Below are 20,426 nucleotides of genomic sequence, written 5' to 3'. Positions count from 1 at the left end.
TCGGCTCCATTCATTTGCCGAACCCGTATCCAAGCCTGCTTCTGCAATCAACCCATGGCCCACGGGCCGTGGTAGCCGCCGCCATCCTTGTCGGTACGCTCAAAACCGTGAGCGCCGAAGAAGTCGCGCTGACCCTGCAGCATATTGGCGGTGGAGCGGCCGGTGCGCATGATGTCGAAGTAGGACAGCGCCGCGGACAACGCCGGAACCGGCAGCCCGTGCAGCGCCGCCTGGGCCACGACCTGCCGCAGCATGGCTTCCGTTTCCTTCAGCTTTCCGGAGAAGAAGGGAGCCAGCATCAAATTGCGCTCGGCATCATCGGCAAGCGCGGACGACATGTCGTTCAGCATCGCGGAACGGATGATGCAGCCGTTTCGCCAGATCCTGGCGATTTCCGGCAATGGCATCGCCCATCCGTACTGCTTGGCGGCTTCCAGGATCAGCCCGAACCCTTGCGCATAGCAGATGATCTTGCCGGCAACGAGCGCAGCTTCCAAGGCATCGATCGTGACCGCTTCTCGGTCCATCTCGCTCGGAGCCGCACCGAACTCGGCTTCACCCTTTTTCCGCTCGTCCAGCCGGGCTGACATGTTGCGTACGGCAACCGCGGCTTCGATGGCGCTCGCCGGCGTTCCAAGCATCAGCGCCTCGATGGCTGTCCAGCGACCGGTGCCCTTCTGACCTGCCCGGTCCAGGATGATGTCCAGCATCGGGTTGCCGGTTTCAGGGTCCTTCGCTTTGGCCACCTTGCCGGAAATCTCGATGAGGTAGGACTGCAGGATGCCGCCGTTCCATTTCTCGAAAACGTCGCCGATTTCCTCCGCCGACATGCCGAATCCATCGCGCATCACGCCGTAGACTTCGGCAATCATCTGCATGTCGGCATATTCGATGCCGTTGTGAACGGTTTTGACCAGGTGCCCTGCACCAGCTTCCCCAAGATAGGCCGCGCAGGGCTCACCTTCGTATTTGGCGGAAATGGCTTCCAGGATATGTCCGACCTGATCCCAGGCGTCCTTGGCACCACCACCCATGATGGAGGGACCGAACCGGGCGCCCTCTTCCCCACCGGACACGCCAATGCCCATGAAGCGCGGCCCTTTGTCGGCCGCCTCTTCGGCACGCCGATTGGTGTCGTGGTAATTGGCATTGCCTGCATCGATGATAAGATCGTCCTTGTCCAGCAATGGACGGAGCGCCTCGATCTGCGCATCAACAGCATCTCCTGCGGGCACCATCAGGATAACGGCACGCGGGGATTTGATCGATGCGACGAAGTCTTCAAGCGTCTTCGTAGGCACCAGCTTTCCGGCGAGCTCTCCCGCCTTGTCCATGAACTGATCGGTCTTTTCAGTGGTCCTGTTATAGACCGCAATCTGAAAGCCGTGCTCGGCAATGTTGAGCGCAAGATTGCCGCCCATCGTGCCAAGGCCGATCAGGCCGACTTCCGCGATAGCGCCTTGAGAGTTCATGAACGGTGCCTTCCTCAAATCGATTTAGTACTAGGTGGCGCGGTGATACCCGACCCTTCCTCTTCCTTCAATCCTTGCATACCTGCGAATGCAATTTTTAACGCGCATGATCAACATCGGCTCACCTGTTGCGCGCCTCGGGATCAAGTTGGAAAGCCATCGAAGCGACTATTTCAGCATTTTCACGAAGGTCTCGACCAGCAAACGCACACGCCTCGGCACAAATCGCGAAGAAGGCAAAACAAGAAAGAGCGGCAGGTCGGGCAGTTGGAGCTGAGGATTCATTTCGCAAAGAACGTTACCTTCAATCTCGGTCTCGCAGATCGATCGTGGCAACACGGCTGCGAGGTCTCGCTTCAGGACCATCGCTTTTGCCAACTGCTTGTTGGATGTTCTGAAATCCGCCGGTTTGAAGTCCATTCCGAAGGTTTCAGCAAGAATGTGCGAAGCATCCAGTATACGGCCGCGTCGTGCCAGATCCTCGACGCTTGCACCTGCTGCAACATCAGGTCTCGCGACGATGGTTTGCTGGTTCGACGCGATCTTGCGGACAATGACATTTTCATCCGAAACACGATTTCCGCGAAGAGCCAGATCAAATCGCTCCGCAATCAGGTCCACTGGCCGGTCACTGATATGAACGTCAAGCTCAACATCAGGGTAAAGCTCTTGATAAGACACCAGTGCATTCGCCAGTCGGCCGGTCGGCAGGTCTACCGGTACTGTTAGACGAATGAGGCCTGAAGGGGCTTGTGCGGCTTTCAGTTCTTCTCCGGCTTCCCCAAGAACAGACAAGGCCGGCTGCACCTTTGCAAGATAAGCTTCGCCTTCCGACGTCAGGCCCACTTGACGGGTCGTCCGTTGAAACAGGGCAACTCCCAGTTCGCTTTCAAGTGCCTTCACTCTGGCGGTAACGGTTGACCTCGGCAGGTCAAGCTGCCTGGCTGCTGCTGCAAAACTGCCTCGCAAAGCAACTTCCACGAACGTTTCAAGATGCTGAAGTCCTGCCATTGACTGAAAATCTCGTTCAAATTGGACAATTTTATTCGGCTAGCACAAACAAAACTCAACATCTACTTCCAGATCGGTAGTCACCTATCGTGAGGATAAATCGTGAAACGCCGCAATTTTCTGAAGTCCGTCGCAGTTTCAACCCTGGCAGCGCCGGCCATTCTCAAAGACACAACCACCGCAGATGCAGGCTCCGAACCGGAGGAAAAGGAACTCGAGATTACCTGGCTCGGCGGCGCCACCATGGTGCTGTCCTGCGGTGATCTCACCCTGCTGACGGATCCCTGTCTCGGCGAAGGAGAGCAGGCTTTCAAGATGGGCGATCCGAACGAGATGTTCGACCTCGGCAAAGGCCCCAACATCAAGTTTCACCGACGCTTGACGCCTTTCCCGGGGCTGCAGCTGAACAACGTGGACCACGTGATCCTCAGCCACCTTCATGAGGACCATTTCGATCAGGAAGCACAGAGGGTGATCGAAAAAGACAAGTCACTGCTTGCACCTGAACATGAGCTTGGCGTGCTTTCTTCAAAGGGCTTCACCAAATTGACCGGCCTGAAATGGGGACAGGAACACGTACTCACCAAGGGAAAGGTCAAAGTCACCATTCGCACCATCAGGGCTGATCATTCCGAGGACCCTCAGATTTCAAAAATACTGGGAGAAGGGAACGGATATTGGTTCACGTTTGAGCATGGCGACTGGAAAAAGTCCCTCTATTGGACAGGTGACACGTTTCCCACTGATGCCGTCCTGCAGTCGCTCGGATCCCTTGGAAGCCCGGATATCTTCATTCCGCACCTTGGCGGTGTCGGCTCAACTGGCCCGCTCGGACAGATCAGCATGGGCGCGAGTCATGTCGTGCAATTCACCGAAGCTTTGAACCCGGGAAAAATCCTCCCCCTTCATCACTCTACCTACGAACTCTACCTCGAACCCATCTACCATCTGGCTGAAAGCCTGCAAGGCGAGAGCCATCGCCTGGATCTTGTTTCCGAAGGTACCACACTGAGATACATCTAGAAAATCCGTTAGCCGGTTCACCGAAACGGCCGGGCTCCGGCTAACAAATTGTAAAACTTGAATTTTTCATCTGCAAAGCAAAACAAATCTGTCACAGAAGCCTGCTACGCGATTGGCACCCGCAACCTTTCTTGCGGTTCTGCGCAAAGGATTCTGTCACATGAAAAAGTTTCTGCTTGCAGCCGGCCTGTTGGTCGCGGCATCCGCCAGCTCATACGCTGAAGATATTACTGGAAAGCTTGTTCTCTACACTTCGCAGCCAAACAAGGACGCACAGGCGACTGTTGACGCCTTCACTGCCAAGCATCCTGGCGTAGAGGTTGAGTGGGTGCGCGATGGCACCACCAAGATGATGGCCAAGCTGCGCGCCGAATTCGAAGCAGGTGCTCCAAAGCCGGACGTCCTGCTGATTGCCGACATGGTCACCATGGAAGGTCTGAAGAAGGAAGGCCGCCTGATGGCGCATGAAAGCGCGGATGTTGCGGCCTATAATCCGGCAATCATGGACAAGGACAAGACCTACTTCTCCACCAAGCTGATCACCACCGGCATCGTCTACAACACAAATGCCCCGATGAAACCCACTTCCTACAAGGATCTCCTGAAGGAAGAGGCCAAGGACAAACTTGCCATGCCGTCTCCGCTCACCTCCGGTGCGGCGACCATCCACATGGCGGCGCTGACGTCAAATCCCGACCTTGGCTGGGCGCTTTATGAAGGCCTCGCAGATCAGGGCGCCAACCCGAAAGGCGGCAATGGCGGCACCTACAAGGCAATTGCGGGCGGTGAAAAACTCTATGGTTTCGTGGTCGACTTCCTGCCGATCCGCGAAAAGCTGAAAGGCGCACCGGTCGAGTTCGTCTTCCCTGAAGAAGGTGTTTCCGCCGTCACCGAACCGGTTGCAATCCTTTCAACTGCGCAAAACCCCGACGCCGCAAAAGCCTTTGTCGACTTCCTGATTTCTAAAGAAGGTCAGAAACTGGCCTCCTCGCAGGGATATCTGCCGGCTCATCCGGCTGTTGCAGCCCCTGAAGGCTTTCCGGCGCGCGACCAGATCAAGCTGATGGATTTCGATCCGGCTCTCGCTCTGGAACAGGATCAGGCAAACAAGCTGAAATTCTCCGAGATTTTCGGCGGTTAACGCAATCACGGAAAATGATGCAGCGCGGTTCGACGCCGCGCTGCTCGTGCCGAGTTCTGAGCTTGAAGCACGAAGTATGTCTGGTTTCCGGATCGGCGTTCGGCTGCGCCTTACTTGTCCTGAATGACGGAAAAATGGAAAGCATCGCTGATGCGGACAGTGCTCTCACCTGATAAAGCAACTCTTCTGCTGCTCGTCCTCGGAGCAACACTCATCTGCGGTCTGCCACTTCTTCTGCTTTTTCAGACCGGTCTTTCAGGCGAGCAAGGCATTGATCTTGACCCTCTACTGGAAGCGCTACAAAGCCGTTCTGTTCGCCGCGCGCTGTGGCATTCCATCGAAAGCAGTTTTCTATCCGCCTTGACGGCCACCTTGCTCGGCACCTTGCTTGCGCTGCTCATCGGCCTGACCGACATCAGGGCAAAGGGCCTGCTGGTCTTCCTGATCCTGCTGCCGATGATGATCCCGCCCCACGTGACGGCAATCGCCTGGATCCAGGCACTCGGACCGGCCAGCCCGGTCCTGCGCTGGCTTGGCATTGCCCCTGAACTCGGTTCCACTCACCCGCTCTACTCACGCGAGGGACTGGTGCTTCTCTTGACGCTCCAGCACAGTCCGCTGGTGTTCCTCCTTGTGCGCGCGTCGCTCCGCTCCTTTCCGCGAGAACTCTCCGATGCTGCCCGGATTTCCGGTGCCGGTGCTTTCACGATGCTCTACAGGATAACTCTGCCGCTACTCGGACCGGCGCTCCTTGCCGGTTTCGCACTTGCCTTTGTCGCATCGCTTGGCAATTTCGGCATCAATGCACTGATCGGAATTCCAGCCCGCTACACCACGCTCCCCGTTCTGGTCTGGCGGCGCCTTGCCAGCTTTGGACCTGACGTTCTGCCCAATGTTGCCGTGATTTCGGTCATCCTTGCGCTCGTCGCCCTTGCGGCCATTCTCGCCCAGAGTTTTCTCCAGCGCAGAATGCGCAATTCCCTGATCGGATTGCCTCAGGATCCACTTGCAATTTCCCTTGGCCGAAAGCGGCCTTTGATTGAAGCTCTATTGTGGAGCTTTGTTGCCTGCGTTCTTCTTCTGCCCGCAGCCTCATTGCTGGCAACCTCGCTGGTCAGGACCTACGGCTTGCCGCTGTCCTTCAGCACGCTGACATCCGAGAACTTCAACGAAGTGCTCTGGCGCCAGCCCGTGACATTGCGGGCCTTTGCAAACTCGACATTGATTGCCGGGCTCGCTGCCGCGTTTATTGCAGCGGCCAGTCTGCCGCTCGGCTACTTTCTGGCACACAGACGCAAACGGCAGAGACACATGGCAGGGATTGCACTCGCCCAGTCCGAGATCGCCTTTGCCGTACCCGGCCTTGTCATGTCGATTGCCTTCATCCTGGCTTTCATAAAACCCTTGCCAGTCTTGGGGATCTCGCTTTACGGCACGCTCTGGATCATCCTGATCGCCTACATATCGGTCTTTCTCGCGGTCGGGCTCAAACCCGTCGCTGCGGCTTTCCTGCAGATGGACGGTTCACTGGAAGATGCCGCCAGAGTATCAGGAGCCGGGTTTTTCCGCCGCTTGAGCAAGGTGTTCGCCCCGCTCGCAGCGCCATCCGCCGCATCGGGCGCCATCCTCGTCTTCCTGACCGCCTACAATGAGGTCACCGTTTCCGCTCTTCTCTGGTCAACGGGAAACGAGACCATCGGCACGACCATCTTCAACTATGAGGATGGTGGTTACACGACCCTCGCGGCTGCCATGTCAGCCGTTGTCGTCCTGGCGACGATCGTCATCATGCTTGCCATGAATGCACTGGCCAGCCGTGTTCCTGCCGGAACCATTCCCTGGAAGGACTAGGTCTTCCGGAAACTAACTCGGCAACAGCCAGCCCTGCCGGATGTTCAGACAAAGCCGTTCCCCGACTTTTGTCTTCTGATGCAACGTCAGCATCAGCGGGTCGACCACACCATTGACGGCAACAAAGACATCCCAGGCCCCTCCGCGATAAACCGTTCGTGTGACATCGGCCGGAAACCCGGCGTCTTCAGGCACTGGAACAAGATGTTCAGGGCGAACCAGCAACGACCCCGAACCGGGGCAGGCCCCAGCACTGCAATCAACTTCGATCTTCTTTCCGGCAAACACAACAATGGCACGACTGCCTGTCACCTGTTCAACTGCAACAGAGAGCATGCTGCCACGGCCGATGAAGCCCGCGACACGTTTTGAGTTTGGCCGCCTGTACAGTGTATCAGGGTCATCCGATTGCAGGATCCTGCCATCCCACATGACGGCAATCTTGTCCGCCAGCGCCATGGCTTCTCGCTGGTCATGAGTGATGAACAATGTAGTTGCACCGCTTGTCCTGTGAAAGGCTGACAATTCCTCTTCCATGGCACTGCGCAGGTGCGGATCGAGATTTGCAAGCGGTTCGTCCATAAGCACCGTGTTGGCGCCTTGCGCCAGACAGCGCGCAAGAGCAACGCGCTGACGTTGACCACCGGATAGTTCGGCCGGTTTGCGCTGCCCGAACGGTGTCAACGCGACGGTTTCCAGGCAGTCGGCCACTCTGGCGGTAACAGTTGCCCTCTTTTCGCCCGCAGTTTCCAGCGGAAAGGCGACATTCCCCGCCACGCTCATATGCGGCCACAGAGCATAGGATTGAAAGACGACGCCCACCCGGCGCTGTTCCGGTGGCACATGCAGTTTCTCGCCAGCAACTGGCCGGCTACCCAGCACAATCTCACCGCTGTCGATCGGTTCCAGTCCGGCAATCGATTTCAACAAGGTCGACTTGCCACATCCGGACGGGCCAAGGACGGCAAAGAACATCCCTTCTTCAACCGATAGGGACACATTGTTCAAGGCTTTATGGGAACCGAATGATTTGGAAACGGATGCAAGTTCAATGGACATGCCTCCGGTTACCGCTCTCCTGTGACAGAACAATTACAGCCCGGTTGAACCGGCTTGTTACCTGGCACGCAATCGCAGAAGCAGATCGACTTCTTCTTCCAGAGCCCTGCCATAGGCACGTGCCGCCGGAGCGTTGGAATGCATCAGCGTTTCGTTCCGCAACAGACAATAGGCAGCCAGTCGCCAGTGGTAGGCACTGCGTTCTTCCGTGAATCTCGCGATCGTACCCCTGTCTGGATAGTGATCCAGAAACATCTCTTCGGCATGCGCGACAAGCGGATGCAATCCATAAAGGATCGCCAGTCCGGGGGAGACGAAACAGGCGATGTCCTCGACCGGGTCACCGAGCCCGGCATACTGCCAGTCGATGAGCCTTGCCCCATCGCCGGTCGACTGGATGGTCCCAAGACAGAAACTGCGATGGACCAGCGAACGTGCGACGTCCCTTTGCTTGACCTCGGTGTCTTCCGGACGCAGCCTTTTCAGGTTTGCCGCCTTCCTGCTTTCCGGAATCGCAGCAAGCATTTCATCCCCACGCGCCAGCACTTCATGGAATCCGGAAGGCACGACCTGATGTCCGGGCACTGGTTCCTTAAGCGCTGCAAAGCGTCCGATCAGGTCTGCGGCCTCCCCGACCTCGATCTCGTCGGTCCTGGGAGGAGCATAGCCGTAAACCAGCAGCGGCGTTCCAACCGGAGATTTGCCGAAAGCTTCGAGTTCAGGCGCAAGGTCGTGCCGGGCCAGCACGTTCAAGGCGTCCGCCTCCTGTTCCGGCAATGTCGGATAGAGGGGATTGTCTTCATTGCCGGGGAAGAACTCCTTGACCACGAAGGTTCTACCCGGAGCATCCAGACGCCAGAAACGGCTGGTGTAGTTCACCGGCAAGGGCCTCAAGCGCGCGGCAGACCAGTCATTGACCGGTAGCAAACGCTCCAGAAACGCCAGGAGTTCTGTATCCGACAGCTGTTCGCTCACACGAATTCCTCTTTGAACTTGCTACTGGCTTGATCGCCGCCAGACCGGCATTCGTCAAGCCCGACTTTCGAGTTCCCGAAACCGCAGGGCCTATGAAGGGCGTCATGTCGGAGTTGTAGCACTCGCCGTCGTTCTGAGACCGCCCGGAAAATTCCCTCTCTCAGTTACAGTCGAAGATAACGTGCAGAGACCCCTTCTGCCGCAAAGGGCACGCCGCCAGCACGGCCTTTCGCCCGCAAACCACAAACATGGCGGACCATATGACGGGCGACATCGAAACAGGTTCCTTGAGCGAAAAGGCACCGGCGCGGCGTGGACGGCGACGCAGAGGCGGCGAGAAAGCGACGCCTGAGCTGTTTCCGCAAAAACCGTTCAAACAGCCCCGCCACGTTTTCAAACCTCTGGAAGCCGTGTCTGCCGATGAACTGGAAGCCATCCATGACGCCTCCATGCGTGTTCTGGAAGAAATCGGCATCGACTTCCTGCATGAAGAGGCCAAGGAGCTGCTCAAGGCTGCCGGCGCTGTTGTAACGCCGGGAGAAGATCGGGTTCGCATGGATCGCGCAATGGTCGAAGAGCTCGTTGCAAAGGCCCCGGGCGAGTTCACCATCCGTGCCCGCAACCGCGCGCATGATCTTCAGATCGGCGGCGACGCAATTGCATTTTCCTGCGTTGCCAGCGCCCCCAACGCCGTCGACCGCGACGACGGCAGACGACCGGGCAATCAGGAGGACTATCGGAATTTCCTGAAGCTATCGCAGTTCTTCAACATCATTCACTGCATCATGGGCTACCCGGTCGAACCGGTGGATATTCACGCCTCCATCCGCCATCTCGATTGCATCGCTGACATGGTTCGCCTCACAGACAAGGTGTTTCACATCTATTCCCTCGGCCGGGAACGCAATCTCGACGGACTGGAAATCGCCCGGATTGCCAATGGACTGAGCCCGGAAGAGTTTGTCAAAACGCCTTGCGTCGCAACAGTGATCAATACGTCCTCTCCCCTTCGTCTGGACACGCCGATGTTGCAGGGCCTCATCGAAATGGCAAAAGCCGGACAGGTGTCCGTCGTCACGCCCTTTACGCTGGCCGGTGCGATGGCGCCGGTCACCATCGCCGGCGCCCTGACATTGCAGAATGCGGAGGCCCTTGCCGGGATCGCCTTTGCCCAGATCGTGCGCCCCGGCGTACCGGTCGTCTATGGCGGCTTTACTTCCAACGTCGACATGAAATCCGGAGCGCCTGCCTTCGGAACGCCGGAATACATGAAGGCGGCAATCGTTGGTGGTCAGCTGGCCCGCCGATATGGCCTGCCTTACCGCTCGTCCGGTGTCTGCGCGGCCAATACGGTCGACTATCAGGCAGCGCTCGAAACCACTTTGTCGGAATGGGGTGCAATCACCGGCGGTGGTCACATCATCAAACATGCGGCCGGTTGGCTGGAAGGCGGCCTCAGTGCCGGTTTTGAGAAGTTCATCACCGACATCGACCTGCTGCAGAAGATTGCCGAATACCTGACGCCACTTGACGTCTCGGAAGAAGCCCTGGCGCTGGAGGCCATCAAGGATGTCGGCCCGGCCGGACATTTCTTCGGCACCGAACACACCCAGGCCCGATACAAGGACGCGTTCTACGCGCCAATCGTCTCGGACTGGCGCAACTATGAGACCTGGGCAGAGGCTGGAAGTCCCATCGCTTATGACAAGGCCAACATGCTCTACAAGAAGGCACTGGAGGCTTATGAGCCGCCCGCCCTGGACCCGGCGATTGACGACGAACTCACAGCCTTTGTTGAGAGACGGAAGGCAGAGGGCGGCGCACCGACCGACTTCTGATCCATCTTTTCTCAAAAAACTTCTCAATTCGCCCGCCAGACAAAAGCGGGATCTTCCGGAGCGATTTTCATGAAAACCCACACTCAGGTTGTTGTCATTGGCGGTGGTGTCGTCGGCTGCAGCGTTCTTTATCACCTGACAAAGCTCGGTTGGAAGGACGTGACGCTGGTTGAGCGCGATGAGCTGACATCGGGATCGTCGTGGCACGCAGCCGGCGGTTTTCACACGTTGAACGGTGATCCGAACGTGGCGCAGCTGCAGAGCTACACGGTCGATCTTTACAAGGAACTGGAAGAGATCTCCGGCCAGTCCTGCAGTCTGCATCTGACCGGCGGTGTCATGCTGGCGGATACGCCCGAGCGCATGGATTTCCTGCGCCTTGCCCAGGCAAAGGGCCGGTACCTGGGAATGGACCTTGAACTGATCTCGGTCGCCGAGGCCAAGACAATGTTCCCGATGCTCGATGAAAGGCACTTCATCGGGGCTTTGTGGGACCCGATCGAAGGGCACCTTGACCCCTCGGGCACGACCCATGCCTACGCCAAGGCCGCCCGTGTCAACGGCGCGACCGTCTACCGTCACACCAAGGTGGAGGAACTGGTCCAGACGCCGGACGGTACGTGGGACGTGATCACCAACAAGGGCACGATCCACGCCGAGCATGTGGTCAATGCCGGAGGCCTGTGGGCGCGCGAATGCGGTCGCATGGTCGGCATTGAACTGCCCGTGCTGGCAATGGAGCATATGTACCTCCTGACTGACGAAATGCCGGAAGTCGTCGCGCACAACGAAGCCACCGGCAAGGAGTTGATCGGAGTTCTTGATTTCGGTGGGGAAATCTACACCCGGCAGGAAGGCAAGGGCATGCTGCTGGGCACCTACGAACAGAACAGCCGCCCCTGGAGCCCGCGTGAAACGCCCTGGGATTTCGGCCATGAACTGCTGGCGCCCGACCTGGACCGCATCGCCCCGGAGCTGGAAGTCGGCTTCGAGCATTTTCCGGCCCTTCAGAATGCGGGCATCAAGCAGATCATCAATGGCCCCTTCACCTTTGCCCCAGACGGCAATCCGCTGGTCGGGCCGGTGCGCGGGCTTCGGAACTACTGGGTCGCCTGTGGAGTCATGGCCGGCTTCAGCCAGGGCGGCGGCGTCGGTCTCACCCTTGCAAACTGGATGATCAACGGCGATCCGGGCTATGACATCTGGGGCATGGATGTCGCCCGATACGGTGACTGGGCAACACTCTCCTACACGAATGCCAAGGTGCAGGAAAACTACCGCCGCCGCTTTCGTATCCGCTTCCCCAATGAAGAGCTGCCCGCGGGCCGCCCGCACCAGACCACACCGCTTTACGACAGAATGCTCGCCCAGGGCGCGGTGATGGGAGACAGCTGGGGTCTGGAAACGCCTCTCTGGTTTGCCCCTGAAGGCACCGAAGCAAAGGATATCTTCTCCTTCCACCGGTCCAACGATTTTGAACCGATTGGAGCTGAATGCCGCGCAGTCCGCGAAAGCGTCGGCATCACCGAAATCGCCAACTTCGCCAAATACGAGGTTTCCGGCCCCGGTGCGGAAGGTTTTCTGTCCCGTCTGATGACCAACACCATGCCGAAAACCGGCCGGATCATCCTGACTCCGATGCTGAATGAAAACGGCAAGCTGATCGGCGACTTCACGATCGCCCGGGTCTCGGAAGACAAGTTCTACATGTTCGGCTCTTCCCAGGCCGAGATCTATCACATGCGCTGGTTCGAACAGCATCTGCCGAAAGACGGTTCAGTAACACTCAAAGCAATCAATCTCGGCTGGGTCGGGCTGTCCATTGCCGGCCCGAACGCGCGCAAGGTGCTTGAGAAAGTCACCGGTGACGATGTTTCCAATGAAGCCTTCCGGTTCATGGATTTCCGCGAAATGGATGTCGCCAACGCACCCTGCAAGGTCAATCGCATCACCTACACCGGAGACCTCGGCTATGAAATCTGGATGACACCGGAATACGAGCGGCAGGTCTACGAAGCGCTGATGCAGGCGGGCGCCGAGTTCAATATCCGGAATTTCGGCATGCGCGCTTTGCTCGCCATGCGTCTTGAGAAAAACTTCGGCACCTGGTTTCGCGAATTTCGCCCGATCTACGGACCGTTCGAGGCGGACCTCGGTCGCTTCGTGAAACTCGGCAAGGAAGATTTCATCGGCAAGGAAGCCGCCCAGAAGGAATTTGACGAGGGCCCGAAACGGTTGCGGGTCAGCTTTGTTGTCGACGCTTCCGATGCGGATGTCATGGGCGACGAACCGATCTGGCATGACGGCAAGGTGATCGGTTGGATTACGTCGGGTGGCTTCGGGCATTTCGTCGGCAAATCGCTCGCGCAAGGATACGTGCCTTCGGAGATGGCAACGGATACCAGCACAGGTGCGTTCGAGATCGAAATCCTTGGTGAGCGCTGCAAGGCCACCATCATCGAGGAACCATTGTTCGATCCAAAGGCGGAACGCATGCGCATGTAACTCCACAAAGAAACTTTGTGAAGCCAACGAAGGAGGAACGGAGGCTTTATGAACACGGAACATTTCGGCCGGCACCGGCGCAAGATCATGCCGGCGGTTCTCCCGGTCCATCCCGGCAATCAGGCGGACTACGAAGCCTTGAGCGCCTACGCCACGGAAAAGGCAACCGCACTCAATCGCCATGTACTGGGTTACGGAGGTCTGGCCGAGGGCGAGTGGGCTGCACTTGGTCTTGATGCTCCGGACCTCGACGCCATCAGAAGGTATCGGCTCCGGCGGATCCGGCAGCAACTTGAGAAGAACGATCTGGGCGCTGCGATCCTCTGCGATCCGCTGAATGTCCGCTATGCGACAGATGCAACCAACATGCAGGTCTGGAGCACCCACAATGCCGTTCGCTACACTTTCGTCGCGCTGGATGGCCCGGTTATCGCCTTCGACTTTCACAATTGCGAACACCTTTCGGCGCACAATCTCCTGGTCGACGAAATGCGCCATGGGGTGCCCTGGTTCTACTTCGAGGCCGGCCCCCGTTCTGCAGAGTTGGCGCAAAAATGGGCCGACGAACTTGCCGGTCTCGTCAGCACATATGGCGACGGGAACAAACGCATTGCGCTCGACAAGGCCCGCCGGGAAGGTGTCGCGGCACTTGAAGGTCACGGTCTTGAAATCCATGATGGCGAAGAGGTCATGGAACTCGCCCGTGCGATAAAATGTCCAGACGAGATCAAGGCGATGCGCAGGTCGATTGCAGCCTGCGAAGCTGCCATGCGCGAGATGGAGACGGCCCTCACGCCCGGAATGACCGAGTGGGATCTTTGGTCCCTGCTGCACAAGGGCAACATCAGACGCGGAGGCGAATGGATCGAGACCCATCTTCTCGCATCGGGACCGCGAACCAATCCCTGGTTCCAGGAGGCCTCCGCCCGGGTGATCGAGGCAGGCGATCTCGTCGCCTTCGACACGGACCTCGTCGGGCCTTACGGCATGTGCTGCGATATCTCGAGAACCTGGCTATGTGGCGATGGCCAACCGAGCAACGAACAAAAATCGCTCTACCAGATGGCCGTGGAGCAGATTGAGGCGAACATCGCCACTCTCGCTCCTGGCAGGACTTTCCGGGAATTGTCACACGACTCGGTCAGCCTGCCGCAGGACTACCTCGCCAACCGTTATTCCGTGCTCTTTCACGGTGTCGGCCTGTGTGACGAATACCCGGCGGTCCCCTACCCGGAAGACTGGGAAGGCGGCGGCTACGACGGTGTCCTGGAACCCGGCATGGTGGTGTGCGTGGAAAGCTATGTCGGCCGTCATGGCGGCCACGAAGGCGTCAAACTTGAGGAACAACTATTGATCACCGAAGCCGGATACGAACGGCTCAGCAGTTATCCGTTTGACGATAGACTGATGGGCCGTTCTGGTTGACGGCCCACTCAGCAAAGGGTGTTATTTTACACGGACAATCTTGGCACCGAGTTGGCGCGCATACTCGTAAGGCGACAAGATCGGTGCCACCGCAACGAAGTTCGTCTCACGAACTTCTGTGAATTTGAGATCGAGTGGTGTCTTTCCACCCGGATTGACGATCACCTTGCGGGTCGGCGGCACGGCACGGAAAACCAGAACACCTGCTTCTTTGGTGACAATCGCACCGTAAGGTTCGTTATGCAGGATTCGAACGGTGCTGCTTTCAGCTTGAGCGGCAGTACCAAGAATTGCGATGAGACCGGTTGCGGCCAGAAGCGTTTTAAAAACCATTTTCATGACGCATCTCACTGTTAATTATTTATTTACCGAGAATCGTAACCTTTCATTAACTTGTGCGCCAGTGTTTCTGCTGCGTTAACCAAGAAAAAACAACGCCCCGAACGAAATTTCGGGGCGATTGTCTTAAATTGATACACTTTTAATCTTAAGCTGCGGCCTTAGGGTGAATTTCAACACCGTTTTCAACGAAATCCGCGTTGGCCACCAGAAGATCCGTCAGTCCTTTTCGGAACTGCATCCTGATCAGCGGGGTCATAAACCAGCCGATCAGACCGAATTTCGGCGTGAAACGAATTCGCATCGTGACAAGGCTTTCAACCGCAGACAAAGCCATGAAATCGAGCGTCACCACCGCTTTCTTGAGCGGAATATTCGCGTCAAATATGTCGATGACGAGATGTTCTTCCGGCCAGTACCCGATAATGCGTTCCTTCAGATAAGTCTTGCCGTCGACATGCTTGCAGTGCCGCTCGGCTCCGATACCGGACTTCGCGCTGCCTGGCAGCAAGGGCGACTGGTTGATGACAGGATTGAAGCGGAATATCTCGTCAAACCGGTCCCAGCTTTGCCAAAGGTCGGCAAGCGGTACCCGGACGACTTGTGAAACGGCGATTTCTGCCATTTGAGCCTCCAATATCAAGTTCAGATGTCACAGACGACGTAACCAATCGGCAATGCCCTGCCCGATGACTTGCGGATGATCTTCCTGGAGGAAATGTGTGCCGGCTCCAACAAACCTCACTTCCATGTTCGGAACCGTAGCCGCCAGATGATCCGCAACCGCTTTTGGCATCAACGCGCCCGGCTCGGCATAGAACATCAGCTTCGGTATCGGACTGGACGCCAGCCAGGCGCCGTTTTCCTTTACTTCCGCTACAACATCGGCTGGCTTGCCTTCGATCGGCACTTCGCGCGGCCAGACAAGGACAGGTTTGCGGCTCTCTGCGGTCGGAAACGGTTTACGATAATGCTCCATTTCCATTTCCGACAGCGGACGGAGCACTCCGTTATTCGGCAGAACGACTTCCACGAAGAAGTTCTGGTTCAGGACGAGATCCGCTCCTTGGTCGGAATGCATCAGTCTGAAGAAATCAGCAATCGGCTCAGGTAAGCTGGCATAGGTGGCGGCAGGCAACACCGGCGGCACGATCGCTTCCATGAACACCAACCCGGCAATCCTGTCCGGGTTCAAGCGCGCATAACGCATTCCAAGAGCAGAACCCCAGTCGTGAACCACGAGAATAGCATTCTGAAGATCGAACTGATCCAGAAAGGCATCCAGGTAGGCAGCGTGATCCGCAAATCTGTAGTCGATATCCGGCTTGCCGCTGTCTCCCATTCCGATCAGGTCCGGGGCGATGGCGCGATAGCCTTCCGGAAGGTGCGGAATGATGTTGCGCCACAAATAGGAGGAGGTCGGATTGCCGTGCAGGAAAACAACAGGTTGCCCTTCGCCTTCATCAACGTATGCGATGCTTGATCCAAGCACCTCCATTTGGCTTTTGGCGAAAGGAAAGTCAGGTGAGATCTCTAGTCCATAGGGTGCATTCGGCTCATCTGGTTTTGTGTCCGTTTGCGCAAGAGCCGAACCCGCCGGCCCCAATGTTGCGGCCGCCGTGCCGGCAGCAACGCCTATAAGTAACTTGCGACGGTTCGAGTCGATTTTCAGCTCGTCATCCATTGTCATGCCATCCACTTGAAAGATCCGGTCGACACCCCGATGGCCCCAACCTGCCTACAAAGTTTGTGGATTGGTTTTGAATTTAGAATAGGCTTGCGCTCGCCATAGTGGATAAAAAACAATCCACCTTTCACAAGCGCTTTCTGATAACGGTGTGCGCATGAAAAGAGACTTGGACTGGGATCATCTGCGAACCTTTCTGATGGCCATGCGCACAGGAAGTTTCCGCAAGGCGGCCGAAAGGCTCGGCGTCAATCACGGCACGGTCCACCGCGCCATTTCAGCGCTTGAAGCCGATCTTGGAACGCGCCTTTTCGACAGAACCACCAGCGGCCTGCAGCTGACACAATCGGGAGAAGCCCTGATCGTTCCCGCAGAGGAAATGGAGGCGCAGGCCAACACGATCAGCCGAAAGATTTCCGGGCTGGATCTGGTTCCCTCCGGAACCATTCGCCTCAGCCTGCCACCGGTCATGTCTCACGAGCTTCTTTCCCACATGCTTTGCGACTTTTCGAAAAGCTATCCGGAGATCTCGGTACGAACGATTTCAACCAACCGTGTCTCCAATCTTCAAAAGCTGGAGGCCGATATTTCGCTGCGAATTGCCTTGAATGTCGATGAGGACCTTCTGGGGCGCAAACTGATCAGGTTCGTCCAGGCAATCTATGCCTCGCCCGACTACCTGACACGTCATCCGAACATTCTGGACAATGGCGGCGATGGCACGCACTGGATCGCCTGGAACGATACTCATGACTGGGTGATAGCCAGCCCGTTTCCAAAAGCGAAGGTCCGGCATGTGTTGCCGGAAGTCTCCATGCAGATCGAGGCCGCAGCGCAGGGTCTCGGGTTGATCAAGGTTCCCGCCTTTGCCGGGGATGCTGATCCGCGCATCATCCGCGTTCCGGGCATCCCCTTGCAGAACGGTTACAATATCTGGCTGCTGTATCACGGTGACCTTCGCCGCGTCGCAAGGGTGCGCGCATTTGTCGATTTCGCATTCGAGTATTTCGCCCGCAACAAGCAGCGATTTACCGAATAGGCTCGGCGTCTCAAGAGAAAAAAAACGCTGCTCGGCCACTTATTGCGTCGGCAAGCTGAGACTCAGTTCCTTGAAGCATTCTTCCACATGCTCCGCAAAAGCATGGCTCGCCTTTCCGGCCTTGGGCCGCTCGGTCATGATGATGTGATAGTCGCCGATCTCGGGCAGACCGTGCCGCTCGTCCAGAACCTGAAGAGGAGGCTCGACGACGCTGGCCGGAAACGGCGCGATTGCAAGATCCGCCAGCAGCGCGGCTTCCTGTCCGGCGCTGTGGAAGCTTGTATAGGAGATCCGGTAAGGCTTTTGCGCGTCATCCAGCGCCACTCGGGCCGCTCTGCGCCACGGGCATCCGGGTGTCGACACGGCCAGTGGCAGCGGATCGCGCTCATAGGCAATGCCACCTTCAAGGCCCACCCAGACAAGCGGCTCGGTGAAGACAACTTCACCTCCCGTTGCCAGGCCTGTTCCCGGGCGCGCAGTAAAGAGCGCCAGATCCAGCGCGCCCTTTTTCACCATTTCATCCAGTTTGGGACTGCCATCCAGATGCACGTCCACATTCACCCCCGGATGAGAGCGGGCGAATCTGGAAAGGATGTTCGGCAACAGCCGCGTTCCGAAGTCCGACGGTGCCCCAAAACGGACCTCACCCTCAACGTCCGGAGAAACAAACAGGGAAACAGCTTCCTCGTTCAACATCAGTATCCGGCGCGCATATCCAAGCAGGCCTTCGCCTTCCGGCGTGAGACGGACTGTGCGGCCTTCACGGGCGAATACAGCAACACCCAGCAGGGTTTCCAGCTTCTTGATCTGCATGGATACAGCCGAAGGTGTGCGCCCAACAAGGTCGGAAGCCTTTGTGAAACTTGAGGTTTCCGCGATTACAACGAATGTGCGGTAAAGCTCCATGTCGATAAGCGGGGTACCCGCACTCGGCAATTTTTCCATGCTGGCGGCCTTCGAGTCATTCAGTTCAATTTTTTTGAACGAATAGATGAATACTATTCGATTGATTGAAACGCAAATTGTGCCCATATAGCACTCAAGCGGCCCGTTATTTCAATGCAGTGGACCGCATCTCCAACAATCGAACGTATATCAGGATTGGGAAAGCCATGACCTATCTTGCACAAGCCCTGCGCACCAACCTTATGGGTGTTGTTTCCGGCCATTCCGCTGCTGAACTGGCCAAGATGAATTTTGCTCTGCGTATGCGTGAAGCTGCGAAAGAGCCGAGAACCGTTCGCTAAACAGATCGGTTTTCATCTCGGATTATGCCAGCGCCGGATATCCCAGCGCCTCGGCCTCCTGCTCCATAAGCAGAATGCCGTCATAATCATCGAGCGTAAGTTTTGAAAAGCCGCGAATGCCCAGGCGTTCGCGGCTTTTCGCCGTTTCTGGCGATGACAGAACTGTCTTGACCGTCTCGGCAATCAGATCCGCTTCCATAGGCGAAAACTGCATGGAAGTGATAAAGGGTAGCCCGGAAGCCGGTGCAGTCTGTGCAATTGGTCTGAGCTGCTCCGTCAGCTCGGGGATCTCCTGACAGGCAAGTCCCCAGCAAACCGCATCAATGCTCGCAACTTCCGCGATGCCCTCAGCAACCATCCGCATCGACGCCAGATGGCCGCCGCTTCTTGTCACTTCCGAGAAGAACGCCTTGCCTCCGGCAATACGGGCAACGGCATGGCGGAAGGTGTTCATGCCCGACTGACTGTCGGGTCCATTGAAGGCTGCGCGTCTGTCTTTCAGGTCCCGCAGATGCTCGAACGGGCTGTCTGTCTGGACAATCAGGTGGCTGCAGTATCGCGGACCTTCACAGCCATCTGCAGAATAGTGAGGCGCGCCCAACAGTCTGACCTTGCCCTTGAGTGCATGGGTCAGGGGATAGCCGCAGGTTTGCGTCAGAAGAACGCCTTGCTGGCACCAGATATCCGCCTCGCTGATCTCCTCAGGCCATGGAACGAGATCATCCGCTTCCAGGCCGAGCGCATCCGTCAGCGCATCGTGAAGCACCCGTTCCAGGTTGGCGGTTTCCCGGCGCACTTCGGGCCAGTCATACATGGCAAGGCGAACGGGGTGGTATCCGCGCCGCCTCAAGAGGCTCCCTCGCCCGAATTCAGGCCTGCAGAAGGGTTTGTGCGTCTGAGAGGATGGGCAACCGGTTCCTTCACCTTGAAGAAATAGTGTTTCGCAAGCTCGACATAGCTCGCAAAGACATAGCCTTCGTTTCGCCTCTGCCAGTCCGCACGGGCATTCCGGTAGATCTCCGGTAACTTGTACCAGGGCGCCCTCGGATGTGCGTGGTGGACGACATGCAGATTGTTGTTCAGGAACAACAGGGAGAAAATCGGACAGAATTCCACGATGACAGACCGCGCTTCAGCATTCTCATGAGCCCTGTGTTCAGCATAGGTTCGCAGCATCAGCAGGCTCATTCCCGGATAAGCAATCGCTAAAGCATAAAGCCAAACCGGCATACCGCCAACGAGAACGATGAAAAACAAAATCGGAACAAGTCCGGCAAGATGATGAAGCCAGGCGCGCAGCACAATCTTGTCGCCAGCCCGCAGCATGCGGATCTCGGAACCATAGAAGCCGATCAGCGACACCGCCGGTCCGATTGTCAGGCGGCCAAGCAGCGTGTTGTTGAGTTTCAGAATAATCTTGATGACACCAGGCAACCGGTCCCATTCCCGCCAGGCAAGATAGAAACTCTCGGGGTCGTCATATGGATCGGTCAAGCGGTCATTGTTGTGGTGGCGCAAATGCAGGGATTTGAACCGGCGATAGGGAATGAACAGCCCGAGCGAACAATAGACCAGAGCTTCGTTCAATGCCGGATTGCGGGTTGGATGCCCGTGTAGGACCTCATGCTGCAGGGAAGACTGCAACGTCACGATAATTGCGGCGAGCGGACAAACCACCCACGCTCCGAATTCCGAATAGTTCCCGACCAGCAACATCCATGAGATGCCCGTAAAGGCTATCAGGGCCACTGTCGACCATTCCCCAAGTTTCATGCCCCGCACACTTTGCTCCAACCATTTGCGTTAATGGCGAT

The 20,426-nt window shown here is 57.2% G+C and carries 18 protein-coding genes; 8 read left to right on the top strand and 10 right to left on the bottom strand.

What is annotated here, in order from left to right; genetic code table 11:
• Positions 1-47 precede the first annotated feature (47 nt).
• Positions 48-1,472 carry an NADP-dependent phosphogluconate dehydrogenase gene (gene gndA / locus ABLO27_RS21350; protein WP_353035524.1) on the bottom strand — a complete coding sequence of 475 codons (1,425 nt, stop codon included), beginning with the start codon at positions 1,470-1,472 and terminating at the stop codon, positions 48-50.
• A 168-nt stretch (positions 1,473-1,640) separates the two neighbouring features.
• The gene (locus ABLO27_RS21345; RefSeq protein WP_353035523.1) at positions 1,641-2,483 is read right to left on the bottom strand and encodes a LysR family transcriptional regulator; all 843 of its coding nucleotides are present in this window, start codon (positions 2,481-2,483) and stop codon (positions 1,641-1,643) included.
• 102 nt (positions 2,484-2,585) lie between these two features.
• Between ABLO27_RS21345 and ABLO27_RS21340 the strand changes: the two genes are divergently transcribed.
• The 3 genes from ABLO27_RS21340 to ABLO27_RS21330 all read left to right on the top strand — a co-directional run bounded on the left by ABLO27_RS21340 (position 2,586) and on the right by ABLO27_RS21330 (position 6,498).
• On the top strand, positions 2,586-3,506 hold the full coding sequence (locus tag ABLO27_RS21340) for an MBL fold metallo-hydrolase (protein ID WP_353035521.1): 921 nt from the start codon (positions 2,586-2,588) through the stop codon (positions 3,504-3,506).
• Between the two features lie 160 nt (positions 3,507-3,666).
• A complete protein-coding gene (locus ABLO27_RS21335) occupies positions 3,667-4,647 on the top strand; it encodes an ABC transporter substrate-binding protein (RefSeq protein WP_353035520.1) in 981 nt (326 codons plus the stop codon).
• A 150-nt stretch (positions 4,648-4,797) separates the two neighbouring features.
• Entirely contained in the window at positions 4,798-6,498 is a 1,701-nt protein-coding gene (locus ABLO27_RS21330) for an ABC transporter permease (protein WP_353035518.1), read from the top strand.
• A gap of 12 nt (positions 6,499-6,510) precedes the next feature.
• On the opposite strand, the gene ABLO27_RS21325 is transcribed toward ABLO27_RS21330, so the two are convergent.
• Both ABLO27_RS21325 and ABLO27_RS21320 read right to left on the bottom strand, forming a co-directional pair.
• Positions 6,511-7,557 carry an ABC transporter ATP-binding protein gene (locus tag ABLO27_RS21325; RefSeq protein ID WP_353035516.1) on the bottom strand — a complete coding sequence of 349 codons (1,047 nt, stop codon included), beginning with the start codon at positions 7,555-7,557 and terminating at the stop codon, positions 6,511-6,513.
• Between the two features lie 57 nt (positions 7,558-7,614).
• The gene (locus tag ABLO27_RS21320) at positions 7,615-8,532 is read right to left on the bottom strand and encodes a phosphotransferase (protein WP_353035514.1); all 918 of its coding nucleotides are present in this window, start codon (positions 8,530-8,532) and stop codon (positions 7,615-7,617) included.
• 260 nt (positions 8,533-8,792) lie between these two features.
• Here ABLO27_RS21320 and ABLO27_RS21315 point away from each other — a divergent pair, with 260 nt between their 5' ends.
• The 3 genes from ABLO27_RS21315 to ABLO27_RS21305 all read left to right on the top strand — a co-directional run bounded on the left by ABLO27_RS21315 (position 8,793) and on the right by ABLO27_RS21305 (position 14,300).
• Positions 8,793-10,370 carry a trimethylamine methyltransferase family protein gene (locus tag ABLO27_RS21315; protein ID WP_353035512.1) on the top strand — a complete coding sequence of 526 codons (1,578 nt, stop codon included), beginning with the start codon at positions 8,793-8,795 and terminating at the stop codon, positions 10,368-10,370.
• 69 nt (positions 10,371-10,439) lie between these two features.
• A complete protein-coding gene (locus ABLO27_RS21310; RefSeq protein ID WP_353035510.1) occupies positions 10,440-12,875 on the top strand; it encodes a GcvT family protein in 2,436 nt (811 codons plus the stop codon).
• Between the two features lie 48 nt (positions 12,876-12,923).
• Complete coding sequence (locus ABLO27_RS21305) at positions 12,924-14,300, top strand: Xaa-Pro peptidase family protein (RefSeq protein ID WP_353035508.1); 1,377 nt, start codon at positions 12,924-12,926, stop codon at positions 14,298-14,300.
• A 21-nt stretch (positions 14,301-14,321) separates the two neighbouring features.
• On the opposite strand, the gene ABLO27_RS21300 is transcribed toward ABLO27_RS21305, so the two are convergent.
• The 3 genes from ABLO27_RS21300 to ABLO27_RS21290 form a co-directional block, all read right to left on the bottom strand.
• Entirely contained in the window at positions 14,322-14,639 is a 318-nt protein-coding gene (locus ABLO27_RS21300; RefSeq protein ID WP_353035506.1) for a hypothetical protein, read from the bottom strand.
• Between the two features lie 148 nt (positions 14,640-14,787).
• Complete coding sequence (locus ABLO27_RS21295; protein WP_353035504.1) at positions 14,788-15,264, bottom strand: SRPBCC family protein; 477 nt, start codon at positions 15,262-15,264, stop codon at positions 14,788-14,790.
• A 27-nt stretch (positions 15,265-15,291) separates the two neighbouring features.
• Positions 15,292-16,329, bottom strand: coding sequence for a haloalkane dehalogenase (locus ABLO27_RS21290; protein WP_353036051.1), 1,038 nt, complete (start codon positions 16,327-16,329; stop codon positions 15,292-15,294).
• Positions 16,330-16,483: 154 nt separating this feature from the next.
• Between ABLO27_RS21290 and ABLO27_RS21285 the strand changes: the two genes are divergently transcribed.
• The gene (locus ABLO27_RS21285; protein WP_353035502.1) at positions 16,484-17,365 is read left to right on the top strand and encodes a LysR family transcriptional regulator; all 882 of its coding nucleotides are present in this window, start codon (positions 16,484-16,486) and stop codon (positions 17,363-17,365) included.
• A 39-nt stretch (positions 17,366-17,404) separates the two neighbouring features.
• On the opposite strand, the gene ABLO27_RS21280 is transcribed toward ABLO27_RS21285, so the two are convergent.
• The gene (locus ABLO27_RS21280; protein WP_353035501.1) at positions 17,405-18,310 is read right to left on the bottom strand and encodes a LysR substrate-binding domain-containing protein; all 906 of its coding nucleotides are present in this window, start codon (positions 18,308-18,310) and stop codon (positions 17,405-17,407) included.
• A 167-nt stretch (positions 18,311-18,477) separates the two neighbouring features.
• Here ABLO27_RS21280 and ABLO27_RS21275 point away from each other — a divergent pair, with 167 nt between their 5' ends.
• Positions 18,478-18,612, top strand: coding sequence for a hypothetical protein (locus ABLO27_RS21275; protein ID WP_352941898.1), 135 nt, complete (start codon positions 18,478-18,480; stop codon positions 18,610-18,612).
• A gap of 22 nt (positions 18,613-18,634) precedes the next feature.
• On the opposite strand, the gene ABLO27_RS21270 is transcribed toward ABLO27_RS21275, so the two are convergent.
• The gene (locus ABLO27_RS21270) at positions 18,635-19,462 is read right to left on the bottom strand and encodes a phosphate/phosphite/phosphonate ABC transporter substrate-binding protein (RefSeq protein ID WP_353035499.1); all 828 of its coding nucleotides are present in this window, start codon (positions 19,460-19,462) and stop codon (positions 18,635-18,637) included.
• Positions 19,459-20,385, bottom strand: coding sequence for a fatty acid desaturase (locus tag ABLO27_RS21265; protein WP_353035497.1), 927 nt, complete (start codon positions 20,383-20,385; stop codon positions 19,459-19,461). The genes ABLO27_RS21270 and ABLO27_RS21265 overlap by 4 nt, the downstream gene beginning before the upstream one ends.
• Positions 20,386-20,426 lie beyond the last annotated feature (41 nt).

It is taken from the genome of Roseibium sp. SCP15, from assembly GCF_040329435.1.
Classification (GTDB): domain Bacteria; phylum Pseudomonadota; class Alphaproteobacteria; order Rhizobiales; family Stappiaceae; genus Roseibium.
This window is presented reverse-complemented; position numbering and strand designations above follow the sequence as displayed.